General features: G+C 62.5%; 15 protein-coding genes. 7 read left to right on the top strand and 8 right to left on the bottom strand.

What is annotated here, in order from left to right; all coding sequences use genetic code 11:
- Genes ABMA59_RS28840 through ABMA59_RS28830 form a run of 3 tightly spaced genes read right to left on the bottom strand, consistent with a single transcriptional unit; the run spans position 1 to position 1,338 of the window.
- A complete protein-coding gene (locus ABMA59_RS28840; protein WP_349008833.1) occupies positions 1 to 456 on the bottom strand; it encodes a hypothetical protein in 456 nt (151 codons plus the stop codon).
- Between the two features lie 14 nt (positions 457 to 470).
- Positions 471 to 1,199 carry an HK97 family phage prohead protease gene (locus tag ABMA59_RS28835; protein WP_349008832.1) on the bottom strand — a complete coding sequence of 243 codons (729 nt, stop codon included), beginning with the start codon at positions 1,197 to 1,199 and terminating at the stop codon, positions 471 to 473.
- Between the two features lies 1 nt (position 1,200).
- Positions 1,201 to 1,338, bottom strand: a complete 138-nt coding sequence (locus ABMA59_RS28830) for a hypothetical protein (protein WP_349008831.1) — start codon at positions 1,336 to 1,338, stop codon at positions 1,201 to 1,203.
- Positions 1,339 to 1,618: 280 nt separating this feature from the next.
- Between ABMA59_RS28830 and ABMA59_RS28825 the strand changes: the two genes are divergently transcribed.
- From ABMA59_RS28825 to ABMA59_RS28810, 4 genes are read left to right on the top strand one after another with little or no spacing between them, the layout of a single operon-like run.
- Positions 1,619 to 2,242, top strand: coding sequence for a hypothetical protein (locus ABMA59_RS28825; RefSeq protein ID WP_349008830.1), 624 nt, complete (start codon positions 1,619 to 1,621; stop codon positions 2,240 to 2,242).
- A gap of 43 nt (positions 2,243 to 2,285) precedes the next feature.
- A complete protein-coding gene (locus tag ABMA59_RS28820) occupies positions 2,286 to 3,605 on the top strand; it encodes a PBSX family phage terminase large subunit (RefSeq protein WP_349008829.1) in 1,320 nt (439 codons plus the stop codon).
- A gap of 3 nt (positions 3,606 to 3,608) precedes the next feature.
- A complete protein-coding gene (locus ABMA59_RS28815) occupies positions 3,609 to 3,995 on the top strand; it encodes a hypothetical protein (protein ID WP_349008828.1) in 387 nt (128 codons plus the stop codon).
- Positions 3,992 to 4,366 carry a hypothetical protein gene (locus ABMA59_RS28810; protein WP_349008827.1) on the top strand — a complete coding sequence of 125 codons (375 nt, stop codon included), beginning with the start codon at positions 3,992 to 3,994 and terminating at the stop codon, positions 4,364 to 4,366. Before ABMA59_RS28815 ends, ABMA59_RS28810 begins: the two co-directional genes overlap by 4 nt.
- 7 nt (positions 4,367 to 4,373) lie before the next feature.
- Here the strand turns inward: ABMA59_RS28810 and ABMA59_RS28805 are convergent, their stop codons facing one another.
- The 3 genes from ABMA59_RS28805 to ABMA59_RS28795 form a co-directional block, all read right to left on the bottom strand.
- Positions 4,374 to 4,850, bottom strand: a complete 477-nt coding sequence (locus ABMA59_RS28805; RefSeq protein ID WP_349008826.1) for a hypothetical protein — start codon at positions 4,848 to 4,850, stop codon at positions 4,374 to 4,376.
- 143 nt (positions 4,851 to 4,993) lie between these two features.
- Positions 4,994 to 5,251: a helix-turn-helix domain-containing protein gene (locus ABMA59_RS28800; protein WP_349008825.1), complete on the bottom strand. Its 258-nt coding sequence runs from the start codon at positions 5,249 to 5,251 to the stop codon at positions 4,994 to 4,996.
- Positions 5,252 to 5,642: 391 nt separating this feature from the next.
- The gene (locus ABMA59_RS28795; protein ID WP_349008824.1) at positions 5,643 to 6,302 is read right to left on the bottom strand and encodes an NADPH-dependent F420 reductase; all 660 of its coding nucleotides are present in this window, start codon (positions 6,300 to 6,302) and stop codon (positions 5,643 to 5,645) included.
- A 185-nt stretch (positions 6,303 to 6,487) separates the two neighbouring features.
- Here ABMA59_RS28795 and ABMA59_RS28790 point away from each other — a divergent pair, with 185 nt between their 5' ends.
- From ABMA59_RS28790 to guaB, 3 genes are all read left to right on the top strand, one after another.
- Positions 6,488 to 7,468: an MBL fold metallo-hydrolase gene (locus ABMA59_RS28790; protein ID WP_349008823.1), complete on the top strand. Its 981-nt coding sequence runs from the start codon at positions 6,488 to 6,490 to the stop codon at positions 7,466 to 7,468.
- Between the two features lie 481 nt (positions 7,469 to 7,949).
- Positions 7,950 to 8,816, top strand: coding sequence for a hypothetical protein (locus ABMA59_RS28785; RefSeq protein ID WP_349008822.1), 867 nt, complete (start codon positions 7,950 to 7,952; stop codon positions 8,814 to 8,816).
- A gap of 231 nt (positions 8,817 to 9,047) precedes the next feature.
- Entirely contained in the window at positions 9,048 to 10,550 is a 1,503-nt protein-coding gene (guaB, locus tag ABMA59_RS28780) for an IMP dehydrogenase (RefSeq protein ID WP_349008821.1), read from the top strand.
- Between the two features lie 52 nt (positions 10,551 to 10,602).
- On the opposite strand, the gene rnd is transcribed toward guaB, so the two are convergent.
- Both rnd and ABMA59_RS28770 read right to left on the bottom strand, forming a co-directional pair.
- Positions 10,603 to 11,760: a ribonuclease D gene (gene rnd, locus ABMA59_RS28775; RefSeq protein WP_349008820.1), complete on the bottom strand. Its 1,158-nt coding sequence runs from the start codon at positions 11,758 to 11,760 to the stop codon at positions 10,603 to 10,605.
- 22 nt (positions 11,761 to 11,782) lie between these two features.
- Entirely contained in the window at positions 11,783 to 13,087 is a 1,305-nt protein-coding gene (locus ABMA59_RS28770) for an MFS transporter (RefSeq protein WP_349008819.1), read from the bottom strand.
- Positions 13,088 to 13,194 lie beyond the last annotated feature (107 nt).

Below are 13,194 nucleotides of genomic sequence, written 5' to 3'. Positions count from 1 at the left end.
CTAGCGAGCCACCGTCCCGGTCAGGTATCTGTTACGCGCCTTGTGATCAGTGACGTCACTGAACTTGATGTCCGGGCCGTCAGCGGTCATCTCGATGTCGTCGCCGATGATGACTGGCGGCATGACGGTGGACAATTTCAGCGACGCGGCCGGAGGCATGAAACATGGGCCGGAATTGTTGGTGATTCCCCGGCGGCGCTCGGCCCAACGTTCCAACGTGTCTGCCGTATCCCCACTGATTCCGGTACCCCTGTCGAGGAATTCTGTGGCCTGAGCCAAGGTGATTGGTTCGGGGTGGGGTTGAGGCTGGGGCGTGCGCCCGGCCACTCTCGCGAGCCGCGCCCTTTCGGCAGTCGCGAGGCGTTCATTCTTGATTGTCGAGTTGAGGCTGTCTGCGAACGCGGCTGGCGTCCATCCGGCCTTGTTCATAATTGCGGCTGTCTCTTTTCCGTTCATAAAAGTCGTTCCTTCTATCTGAGGGTAGCCAGTAGCCCTTGGATGCGTTGGATGGCTGCAATGGCCGGGTCGAGTGGTGATTGCCCTTCGAGCGATTGCTGCTTGATGGAGGTGAGCGTCGCGGCTTCGTTACCGGGGAACGCGACCAGACTTACCTCGAAGAGATCACCCCGGTTGATCTGGAGGTATTCGACCTTGTTGGCGTCGGTCTTGATCTCGTATTCCTGAAGTAAAAATCCGACCGAGAAGTTGAAGCCCCCGAGCATCTTCATCGCTGAGTAGCGGTCGCGCACGTAGTCGATGTCGAGATTCAGTTTGGCGTCGATCTCTAGCCGCCCGCCGCGATACTCCAAACGGCGAATAACGCCGGCAATTTTTGTCCAGTCATGGTCCAACAGCAGCTTGATGGCTGGCGGCCCCGTCAGCCCGCGCTTACGGATGGATTGAGAAAACGCCCCGGCTGTCACGACATGCCGATAGAGGTCCATGTCATCGGTCGAGGCGAGGCCGGAGACAACGCCGTCGCTGCTATCGGCCTGGACGGATGACGCGCGGTCTTTGCCGAGCATGCGTCCATCGTCCACCAGAGCAAACTTGGCTTGTGCGATGGCTCTATCTGCACCAGCTACGGTTGCTGCATCGCCTTCGCCCAGCGCCTGATATTTCACCAACTTGGCCCGAACGCCGAGGATCAAGGCCTGAGTTCTGGCGAACCCCTTAGTGAGATCGTCGAGGCCCGACATGTCAGTTCAAATCCGACTTCGGAGGCGCCTTGATCGCGTCGGCGGGAACCAGACGGCCATCGACCGAGAAGTTTGTCACGATCCCCGGACCGCCAAACACGAGCAGGCCAGAAAGATCGCGGTCCTTATACAGGGCCATGAATTCCGCCTTAGCCTTCGCCTTGTCTGTCGGCGGCATCTCAGGCGTGGCTTTGGGTAATTTTGGCACGGCGCTTATCCTTTCCCGGCACATCTGCGGGGTGAGCCGGCAAAGCCACAGGAGAGACGAGCATTGCCGGCTCGGGGACATCGCAGTTGTGCATGTGTAACGTTGATCAGTTGCTATCAATTGTCAATGTAGATTCAACGTTCAACCTTGTTAATACTTATATAACTGTGTATATATTGACACGGATGCACTATGTGTTTGGGGATGCGCGATGTCTTTTCCGCTTATGTTTGACGCCTCTACGGTCAAGCCGATTGTCGAGCTAAGCGACGAGCAGCTTGAGCACCTGCGCCGCACCTCCGCGACGAACCTTTCGGAGGAGGAGGCTTGGGCGGCGAAAAGGCTCAGGCAGGAGGCCGAGGAGCGCAGGCGAGCCGACCACCTGAAAAAGCGCCACGAGCATTTCTTGGGAAATGTCGGCGCGAGAGGTGACGCAATGGATGTGGCAACGGCCAAGAAGTATGTGCGCGCCCGTGCCGCGTCCTGCCTCAAACAGGCATTCGAGGTGATGGAGGAGGTGCTGACCAGCAATGGCAAGCTGCAAGACAGGCTTGATGTCGCGAGCGAGATCATCAAGCGGGCGGTCGGCCCCGCCGCTGTGCCCAACTCGCTTGGCGATGCAAGGGAACTGACGAACCTTGCGCCGGTCGATGCAATCGACACCGTTCTCCAGTCTTACGCCAACGGCGAATGCGACGAGACGTTTGTGAAGACGCTGCTCGGGCTTCTGGGCGCGAAGGTCAACGGCCTGAAAATCGAGCAGGTCACCGCCAAGAAATCAGCCGACAAGCTGGCCGATCCGATCAAGCGGCCGCCGTCGGGCAAGGTCGTGTAAGTGAGCAAGGTCGGCACAGTGGTGCAGGCGTGGACCCTCCGCGATGATTGAGGGTTGGAACACGCTCACCAATCCGGCGATGGCCAACCGGGCTCTCCGAACGTTGCGCGAGACCGTCAACAATTCGGCAAGCTGGAACGGGAAGCTCGTTCTGAGCAAGAAGTACCTCCAGCTATTCCGGCCCGGCTTCACTCATAAAGCCGTGTTCGGCGGGCGTGGCACGGCCAAGTCAACGTCAATAGCCATCTATATCGTGCTTCGTATGGATGCCGCTTTCGTCATTGTCGCCGGTATGCGCAAGCGACAGGTGTCCCTTCGTCATACCAGCAAGGGGGCGTTGGAACGCGCGATTAGATGGCTTGGCCTGCAACATCGGTTCGAAGTTACGCTGCACGAAATCCGCAATCGGGTCACCGGCTCCTTCGCGTTCTTCCGGGGTCTTGAGCACGATAGCGACGAGGACACTCGCGGCTTAGATGATGTGAACATCTTCTGGTTGGACGAGGCTCGGAACGTTGCCCACAACGATCTGATGAATCTGGTTCGCGCTATCCGGGCGATAGGCGCGGAATTGATATGCTCTTGGAATCCGCTGGACCCTGAAGACGCGGTGGAGCGATTCTATCGTGGCAATGTTGCGCCGCAGCACCTCCTGCTTATCGACACCGCGCAGGAGGACAATCCGCTATTTTTCGCGTCACCGATGGCCGACGAATACTGGCGCCTGAAAGCCGTTGACGAGCAGATGTGGGGGCACGTCTACGGCGGCGCTTACGACATCGCGCAAGGGGACCGCATTTACACCAAGGCCGAAATCGGGACGGTTCCCGCGCAATACCTTGAAGGCGTGGAGCCATGCTACGGGCTTGATCTCGGCTACACCGACGACCCGACCGTCGCCACCAAGACGTGGGTTCTGGAAAAGTACAACACCATCTACGTCGAGAGGGAAGCCGTCGGCTATGGCGAGGACGTTGACGGCATCGCCGACCTGCTGACCGACGTTCTGCACCGCAGGGACGCCGTGGTTATCTCCGACAATTCCGAGCAGCGCACCACATCGGCCCTGTCGGCCAAGGGCTTTTCGATAGAGGTCACGGCGAAAAACGTGGTCGGGAAGTCGGTTGTCGAGGGCATCCGCTTCATCAACGGCCACTCGCGGATCATCGTTCATCCGGCCTGCACCGAAACGTGGACCGAGACGAAGCACTACAAATGGAAGATCGACCGACAGACCGGCAAGCGGCTCCAAATGCCGCGCAAGGGCCACGACCATTGCTGGGATTCGATCCGTTACGCCGTCATGGCTCGCGACGTGATCGGCTCGCACGAGGTCGAGATGTTTCGCGTGCCGGGGTTCTGAGCCATGGCGACGGTTAGACTCCTCAACATTGACGGCGACGAGATGTCGGTCCCCGAAAGAATCAGCGGCGATGACTTCGACGCGCCGACGGTGACCTTCGTCGTTTGCGATGCCGGTCAGTTCATCGATCCAGACAGCGCCGAACTGCGCTTCATCCCGGCTCCGCAGCCTCCCGAGATCGAGCAGCTGGTCACCCTGTCAGGGGATGGTCGCGACATGGACACAGGGGGGCACGATGTCGATCTGGAGGACCCTACCGGCAACCTGCTCAAGGAGAGCGACGAGTTCTATCTCGCGTTGTTTGGTCAGCAGACCGACGCCCTCGATGATGCGCCACCGGCGCGCCGAAAGCGCTTTACGTTTGATCCGTCCGACTGGAACGACTTATGATTGAGGAATGGATTTCGAAGCTGTCCAAGCTGGCCGTATGGCATCGCTGGCTGGAGGAAAGGGACGACCGGGTAGAGTTCAATGTAGCCCGGCGCTACGTCGCCGCCGTCGAGCGGAAGGACCGGGACGAGGCGGAGCGGATCGCAGCAGGCATCAAAGTCCCATTTCGCAAACGCAATCAGGACAAGCTGCGGATCGCGTTAGACCTGATCTACAGGCGAGTTCCCGGCGGCGGCTCGGACGCTTCAATCGGCGGAAGCTACCGCACGATGTCAGAGCGCGAATATGCCGGTTCGGTGAAAGAGCGGTTGGCGGACGCGCGTTACGAGTCGATGACCAATCCGCAACGCGCATCGTCCGGTAATGCGTAGGCGCTTATCAGTGGACTGCTACGAGCTTAGCCTTCGGTATCGGTGAGTTTAGCGGGAACTCGTGACCATCGATCTTCATGACGATCTCGTGCCCCTCTAAGCGCTCGTCCGCGAAGACGGCCCACTCCTCGTTGATCCATGCGAACAAGCTGGCGGCGGCCTCGTGCCCCTCGTCCGGCCCCATGACAGCCTTGCTCGTGACGGACTCCCCACGCGTCACCGTCGCAGGTTTGGCCAAAAGCGAACGACTTTCGCTTTTGGCACGAGGAGTGGAGAGAATTGGCTGCTTCGCGGCCTTAATATAGTTTTGAACCGTCCGCATGGTGACGCGAAGGTGCTGGTTCACCCAATTCGTGAAATTCCCGTGGCCGAGAGTCTTCTTAATCAGGATAAGCTCGTGCCCGATCGCCAGTTTATCGGCCTCGTTCTTTTTCATCCGTTCTCGGATGCTGTCCGCCTTCGCTTTAAGGTCTTGATCGTCCATTTGAATGTCCTCTTCGGTTGTGAGGACATTTCATCTATCAGGCGGGCCTGCCGAAATCGCCAGCTTTGATGCACAGGCGGATGCACATGGATGCACTTCGTTGCCCCGAGCGTCAGCGAGGCAGAAGCCGAGCAAAGTTCGGGCTAAGATTTCGGCGGCCATTCCAGCCCGCGATCCGCATAGTCAGCGGCTTCCTGCGCTCGACGGTGAGCCTCTTCGACCGTGATCTCTGGGTTTTGCACCGCGTTCAAATAGCGCTCCAACTCGGATCGCAGGTAGTAGCTTCGCTGGCCGTCCTTAATGACTGCAATTTCGCCGGCCTTTACCCGCGTGTAGAGGGTGTTCCGATGAGTCCAGCCCAAGACCTCCAAGGCCTTTTTCGTTGACAGTCGATCATCCATGGCAGCCACCTTCGATGGGTCAGCGTGCATCGTGCGGTATGCGCATTATTTCCGTCAAGGTGGGCACGGGGGGTGGGCACATCGCGACAGGGGCTTTTAGGGTCTGTCGGCAATTATGAGATAACTTATGAACTGTCCATTGCAGGTGTGCACATACCCGCACATTGTATGGGATTTACACGTTCTCCATGAACAGGGCGACCGCGAGGATCAGCGGGACGGTGCGTTGCAACGTGTTATTCCGGTTGTCGTGGTCCGGTGTGAACTGGACCGGCGGGAAGACTCGCAATCGAATGTAAGGTGCCGGCCGTCAAGCGGCAGGGTGCCACAAGTGGTGAACCGGCAAGCCAGAAAACGCGGATCGACGCGGCGGAGGACGTGCTGGGCACGCTCACCGCCACCAGGAGCCGTGCGGCAGTTCCACGTCCCGCTCCGCCTTGGCCAGCGCGGCGCGCAGATCGTCTCGAACCAGCGGGATGCAATAGGCCGGCTTGGCGCGCTCGAAGCGCCAGCTTTCCTCCAGCCTGCCGGCGTCGACCACGTCGAAACCGAACTGCGCATGCAGATCGGCCACCGCCGCCTTGGAGGCCGCATCGTCTCCCGCAATCGGCAGGGCACGCCGGCCCGGCAGTCCAAGGGAGCCCGCGGACTTCGGAAGATCGGCAGCCAGGATCGCATTGAACGCCTTCACGACATGCGATCGGGAAAAATGCGCGGCCACCATCGAACTCGTCGTGGTGCGCAATTCGTCGAGGTCGGCGATCCGGCCGTCCCGGTTCGGGTAATAGTTGTTGGTGTCGATGACGGTCTTGCCGGCGAGCGGTGCGGGGTCGATCTGGGTGACGTTCTTCAATGGGACGGTAACCACGACGATCTCGCCGAACTCCGCCGCCTGCGCGGCGGTGCCGGCCGCGCAGCCGATCTCGGCCGCCGTTTCCGCCAGGCTCTCCGGCCCGCGTGAATTGCTGAGCATCACCTCGTGGCCTGCGCCGACGGCGAGTTTTGCCAGAGCCTGTCCGATGTTTCCGGCGCCGATGATACCGATTCTCATGCCGATACCCGTGGGTTGTGCGGCTCATTTTCGCTACCCGTGCGGGCCGCGTCAACGATGGCCGGCGGTCCAGCTTGGCCGTGGAGACGATCGAAGTCCTGTCCTCACGGCCATGTGAAAAGTCGTCGGGAAAAGGTCGCATACAAATGTCGTTATTGCTTCGACGAAAGAGGAGAAATAGCGACATGACCATCGACATCGACCGCAGGACCGCGCTGAAACTGGGGGCCGTGGGCGCATCCGCCTTGCTGTTCCCGCAGATCATGGTCCGCGCCGCCAGCGCCGCGGCACCCAAGGCTGACGTCGGCAATGCCGGTTTCAACCGCTTTGCCCTGGGCGATTTCGAGGTGACGACGATCCTGGACGGATTGCGGCCGGGCGAGGGGCCTTTTCCGATTTTCGGCGAGAACCAGACGGCGGAGGCGGTTGCGGAACTGATGCGGGAAAACCTTCTGCCGTCGGACCGCTTCGTCAACGGTTTCACGCCGGTGCTGGTCAACACCGGTTCGGAACTCATCCTGTTCGACACCGGCCTTGGAGCCGGCGCCCGCGCCAACGGCATGGGACAATTGCCGTCGCGCCTGCACGCTTCCGGTTACAGGCCCGAAGACGTGTCGGTCGTCGTCATCACCCACATGCATGGCGACCACATCGGCGGATTGATGGAGAATGGCGCGCCGACCTTCGCCAATGCGCGTTACGTCATGGGCAAGACAGAGTTCGATTTCTGGACGGCGCCGGAACGCATGGCCGGCCCGACCGAAGGCAACGCCAAGGCCGTGGCCGCCAATGTCAAGCCGCTGGCGGAGAAGACGATTTTTGTCGACGATGGCGGCGAGGTTGTCTCCGGAATCCGAGCCATGGGCGCTCCCGGCCACACGCCCGGCCATTTGATCTTCACGGTGGAGTCATCGGGCAGGAAGCTGGTGCTGACCGCCGACACCGCGAACCACTATGTCGCCTCGCTGCAACAGCCGGACTGGCACGTGCGCTTCGACGCCGACAAGACGCAAGGCGCCGCATCGCGGCGAAAAGTTTTCGATATGATCGCCACCGACCGCCTGCCATTCATCGGCTACCATATGCCGTTTCCGGCAGTCGGTTATGTCGAGAAGACGGGGACCGGCTACCGGTATATCCCCGAGACCTATCAGCTCGATCTGTAGAATATGAACCGGCTGGCCGCCGGCCCGCCGCCCCCTGCAATTCGATATCCGTCACCGGGTGGCTCGTGACGATCCGCCCGGAGCCGGCTTCGGCCCACGTAAGAGCGGGGCGAGGGAGCCTGTCCGTTTCGGTTTCGTCAATCACCGACCCTGCGATCGGCGAAACCTGCGCCGACGTTTCCTCCTCTCCGTCTCGCCGCAGGCGAGGCGGGGAGGATTGTTGCCAAAGCAAAACCGTATCCGCTCGCCCTGGTCTCCAGACGGGGAGAAGATGCCGGCAGGCGCATGAGGGCCGGTGCCGATGGTCAAGGGCAGGCGCCCAGAGCAACCCATTGGAACGACAAGGAAAATCGCGCAGCAAGCGCCGTGCGAACACCGCCCTTCCGGCTTCCGCCAGAGTTATTTTTCGCGGACCTTATCCCCCTCCGTCCCGCCTGCGCGACAATTGCCGTCGCCCGTGCTGGAAAGGAGGCGGGTGGCGATGGACTGGACGCTGACGGTCGACAGGCACCTTGAGGCGCTGAGGCGCGTCGTCATCATGCTCGTCGCCATGGCCGGCATAAACGCCGAGGCCACGCCGGCTACCGACGATCAGTCGTCTCTGTTCGCACGAAAAGGCGCTGCGGCGCGAAAAAGAGCGCTGGCGGAGAGAAACAGACTGTCCCCGGCATTTACCCTGCCGCGCTATCTCTACTGCGCGGTGCTGAAACTGCTGCGTCCGGCCGAGGCGGCGGCGCGGCGCCTGATCATCGTCGCGGCGCGCGGGCTGGTCCTGCCGCCGCCGCGTTTGCGGGAGCCGAAGCCGAAAAGCCCGGAGCCGATGCTGCGCGGTTTTGGCATTGCCGTCACCATGTCGCGTGAGCAGATCAGGCGGGCCGCGGCGGCCAGGCGGGCGGCCGAACTTCGCGCCGCCCGGCCGCAGAAACTCAGCCTGCCGCTGTTCGATCCGCTGAAACCGTGGAGTGTGCGCCCACGGCCGGTCGCTGCCGATGGATCGGGCATGCCGTTCCGCCGCCTGCCTGCCGGCGATGCCGTCGATGCGACGCGGCTCGCCCTGCGGCTGCGGGCGCTGGCGGCCGCATTGGACGATCTGCCAGGCCAGGCAAGACGGTTCGCCCGCTGGCGGGCGCGCAACGAGGCCATGATTGCCCGAGACAAGCAACGCCGCGAGGTGGGAAATGCGCGATCCAGGAGAGCCGGCAAGGCCACGCGGTCCCGCCGCATTTGGCCGCTGAAACCCGGCTGGCCGCCGGGCTGGCGCCAAAAACCCACCCACGATGTCCACGAAGTGCTGAACGACCTCCACGGCCTCGCCTTCGACGTCCTCCAGCGCCCCGACACGTCATGACGCTCCAGCCTTGCCCGACACCACGAGCCGGGGATCGGCGGCCAGCGCGAAAAGTTTCGCGGCCTGGCGGGGATGTTGCGTTGCCCGAACGGCCCCAGGGCAATCGCGCGCAGCCGGCTTTCCAAGCTGTCGCGGACGTGTTACCAGCCCGTGCCAATCCTGAAAGGGAAGATCAAGAGTCGGCGCCGGCCATAGGGCCTCAGCGCCCGCTTCACGTTTTGAGGAATGGCAATGGCTGAAATCATCGAGACCGCAACCGGGGCGCTGGCGCTCACATTCGATGACGTGCTGTTGCAGCCCGGACATTCGGAAGTGCTGCCGGGCGAGACCGATGTCCGCACCCGCATCGCCGGCGACATCGACCTCAACATCCCGATCCTGTCCGCCGCGATGGACACGGTGACCGAGGCACGCCTCGCCATCGCCATGGCGCAAGCCGGCGGCATCGGTGTCATCCACCGCAATTTTTCGCCCGTCGAACAAGCCGAGCAGGTGCGGCAGGTGAAAAAATTCGAATCCGGCATGGTGGTCAACCCGGTCACCATCGGCCCGGAAGCCACCCTGGCCGACGCGCAGGCGCTGATGCGCACCTATTCGATCTCAGGCATTCCCGTCGTCGAGGGCGGCGGCAAGGGCGGCCAGATCATGGGCCGGCTGGTCGGCATCCTGACCAACCGCGACGTGCGTTTCGCCACCGATCCGGGCCAGAAGGTCTACGAGCTGATGACCAAGGAGAACCTGGTCACGGTGAAGGAGAACGTCGACCAGACCGAGGCAAAACGCCTGCTGCACCAGCGCCGCATCGAAAAGCTGCTGGTGGTTGACGCCGCCGGCAATTGCGTCGGGCTGATCACCGTCAAGGACATCGAGAAGGCGCAGCTCAATCCCAATGCGACGAAGGACGCGCAGGGCCGTCTGCGCGCCGCCGCCGCCACGAGCGTCGGCGACGACGGGTTCGAGCGCGCCGAGCGGCTGATCGATGCCGGCGTCGACCTTTTGGTCATCGACACCGCGCACGGCCATTCGCAGCGCGTGCTCGACGCCGTGACGCGGGCGAAAAAACTGTCCAATTCGGTGCGCATCATGGCCGGCAACGTCGCCACGGCGGCTGGCACGCAGGCGCTGATCGACGCGGGCGCGGATGCCGTCAAGGTCGGCATCGGCCCTGGTTCGATCTGCACGACCCGCATCGTGGCCGGCGTCGGCGTTCCGCAGCTTTCGGCCGTCATGTCGGCGGCCGAGACCGCGATGAAGTCCGGCGTCACGGTGATCGCCGATGGCGGCATCAAATATTCGGGCGATCTGGCCAAGGCCTTGGCCGCCGGCGCAGGGGCGGCGATGATCGGCTCGCTGCTCGCCGGCACCGACGAAAGCCCCGGAGAAGTCTATCTCTACCAGGGCCGCTCGTTCAAAGCCTATCGCGGCATGGGGTCTGTCGGCGCCATGGCGCGCGGCTCGGCCGACCGCTATTTCCAGGCCGAGGTGCGCGACACGCTGAAGCTGGTGCCCGAAGGCATCGAGGGTCAGGTTCCCTACAAGGGGCCGGTTTCCGGCGTCCTCCACCAGCTCACCGGCGGCCTGAGGGCCGCGATGGGTTATGTCGGCGCCCGCACGCTGACCGACCTGCAGCAGCGCGCCACCTTCGTGCGCATCTCCAATGCGGGACTTCGCGAGAGCCACGCCCATGACGTGACGATCACACGCGAGAGCCCGAATTATTCGGGCGGGATGTAGAAGAACGCCGAAGGTTGAGATTCAGGCAGGTTCAGCCTGAATCTCGGTAGCTCTATTGCGCGAGGTTGAACACCGTGACCTTGCGCCGATCGAACTTCAGCGCGATCTCGCCGCGCACCAGCTTCACCGCCATGTCGCCGAACACCTGGCGGCGCCAGCCATGCATGGCCGGCACGTCGGCCTCTTCGCCCTCGGCGGCTATGCGGTCGATGTCGTCGCCGGAGGCAAGAACCTTGGCGGCAACACCCTCTTTCTCAGCCACCTGCCGCAGCAGCACCTTCAGCAATTCGGCCGCGGCGCTGGAACCTTCCGGCGCCTGCGCCAGCTTCGGCAGGCGCGGCATCTGGTCCTTTGGCAATTCCAGCGCCGTGTTGACCACTTGAAGCAGAGCGGTCGCGGTCGCCGACCGTTCCCAGCCTTTTGGCACGGTGCGCAGCCGTGAAAGCGCGGTCGTGTCGCGCGGCTGCTGCTGTGCGATCTCGTAGACCGCGTCGTCCTTGATCACCCGGCCGCGGGGCACGTTGCGGTCGCGCGCCTCGCGCTCGCGCCATGCCGCCACCGCCTGCACGACGGCGAGTTCCTGCGGCTTGCGCAGCCGCATCTTCAGCCGCTTCCAGGCATCCTCGGGGTCCGGATCGTAGGTCTCGCGCGAGGTCAGCACGTCCATTTCCTCGTTCAGCCAATGGCCGCGCTGCTCGCGTTCCAGTTCGGCGGCGAGATGTTTGTAGACATCGATCAGATGCGTGACGTCGGCCAGCGCATAGGCCAATTGCTTGTCCGACAGCGGCCGGTGCCGCCAGTCGGTGAAGCGCGACGACTTGTCGAGCTGGGCGCCTGTGATCTTCTGGACGAGCTGGTCGTAGGAGACGCTGTCGCCGAAGCCGCAGACCATGGCGGCGACCTGCGTGTCGAACACCGGATGCGGCAGCAGATTGCCGAGATGATGGATGATTTCTATGTCCTGCCGCGCGGCATGAAAGACCTTGGTCACCGCCTCGTCGGCCATCAATTTGAAGAACGGAGCGAGGTCGAGATCCGGCGCCAGCGGATCGATCAGCGCTGTCACGCCCGGCGCCGCCATCTGGATGAGGCAGAGTTCGGGCCAGAACGTCGTTTCGCGGATGAACTCGGTATCGACGGTGACGAAGGGAGATTGAGCCAGCGTGGCGACCGCTGTCTGAAGTTCGAGATTGGTGGTGATCAGGCGCATGAAAAGACTTGGGTGATCCGAATTATCGCTGTTTCTTTTCAGCCGGGGGCGATTTCGTCAAGCTGGCGCCGCCGGTTCCGTCGTCCGGTTTTCCATTTGACTTGGATTCTCCGGCCTGCCGCGCCAGTTTGGCGAAGATCGTCGAGGTTCTCAGCAGTGCGATGAACCGTCCGCGATGGTCTGCCGGCACACTCGACCGCGCGCGCATCCGGTAGAGGATGATGGCGATGAAGATGACATAGACCGACGCGATCGAGCCGAACAGCGCGCCGGGCCCGAAACTCTCCATGAAGAACGAAGCGGTGAACGGCCCGACGATTGCGCCGAACGAATAGAACAGCATCAGCGCGGCGTTGACCACCACGAACTCGCCGGGACCCGCGCGGTCGTTGGCGTGTGCCGCGGAAAGCGAGAACAGCGGCATCGCGAAGGAGCCGAAGATGAAGACCAGCACAAAGTTCGCCAGCGAGTTGCTGCCGGCGAGGAACGCCAGGGTCAGCGCCGTCAGCAGCGCGCCGATCGTCGAGAAAAGCAACACCTTGCGCCGGTCCCAGCGGTCGGAAAGATAACCGAGAGGATACTGGATCAGCGCGCCGCCGATGATGCCGACGCTGACGAAGGCGACGACGTCGGTGACTGACATGCCGATTTCTTCCGCATAGACCGGCGACAGCGTGCGGAAGGCGCTGTTGGTGAGGCCCACGGCGACGCAGCCGATGCACCCCAGCGGCGAGATGCGGAAGACGCGGCGCAGGTCGAGCTTGACGTCGTCGGGCGCGGTTGGATTCGACCGGTCGCCGAGCGACACCGGCACCAGCGACAGGGTGATCATGATCGACATGATGGCGAAGATGGTAAAACCCTCGGATCCGAACACCGGGATCAGGAACTGCGCGCTGGTGACCGAGCCGATATCGACCATGCGGTAGAAGGCGAGCACGCGGGCCCGGTGCTCATTGGGTGCGCCGGAATTCAGCCAGCTCTCCATGATGGTGAACAGGCCGGCGAAGCAGAAGCCGGTGGCGAAACGGATCACCGACCACATCACCGGATCGATCACCAGCACCAGCATGAGTGTTCCCGACGATGCGATTGCCGCCAGCGCCGAGAACGATCTGACATGCCCGACCGCCTTCATGATGCGACCCACTGCCAGGCAGCCGAGCAGGAATCCGCCGAAATAGGCGGTGCCCATGAAACCGATGACGGCCGGCGAGAAGCCTTCCTGCGCACCGCGCAGCGCGATCAGCGTGCCCTGCAGGCCGTTTCCGCCGAGAAGGATGCCGGCGGCGATTAGGAGTGGGATAAGGGGGCGGATGGCGGACATTGGTTCAATTCAAGCGTCTTGCCCTCTATGAACCATGGCGGCGTGCCATATCCAGCGACAAAACCGACACGGTTTGGTCCACATCCCGCTTAACCTTGACAAACCGC

It is taken from the genome of Mesorhizobium yinganensis (assembly GCF_040081985.1).
GTDB classification, from domain to species: Bacteria; Pseudomonadota; Alphaproteobacteria; order Rhizobiales; family Rhizobiaceae; genus Kumtagia; species Kumtagia yinganensis.
The sequence above is the reverse complement of the archived record's forward strand: the minus strand, read 5'-3'. Positions and strand labels throughout refer to the sequence as shown.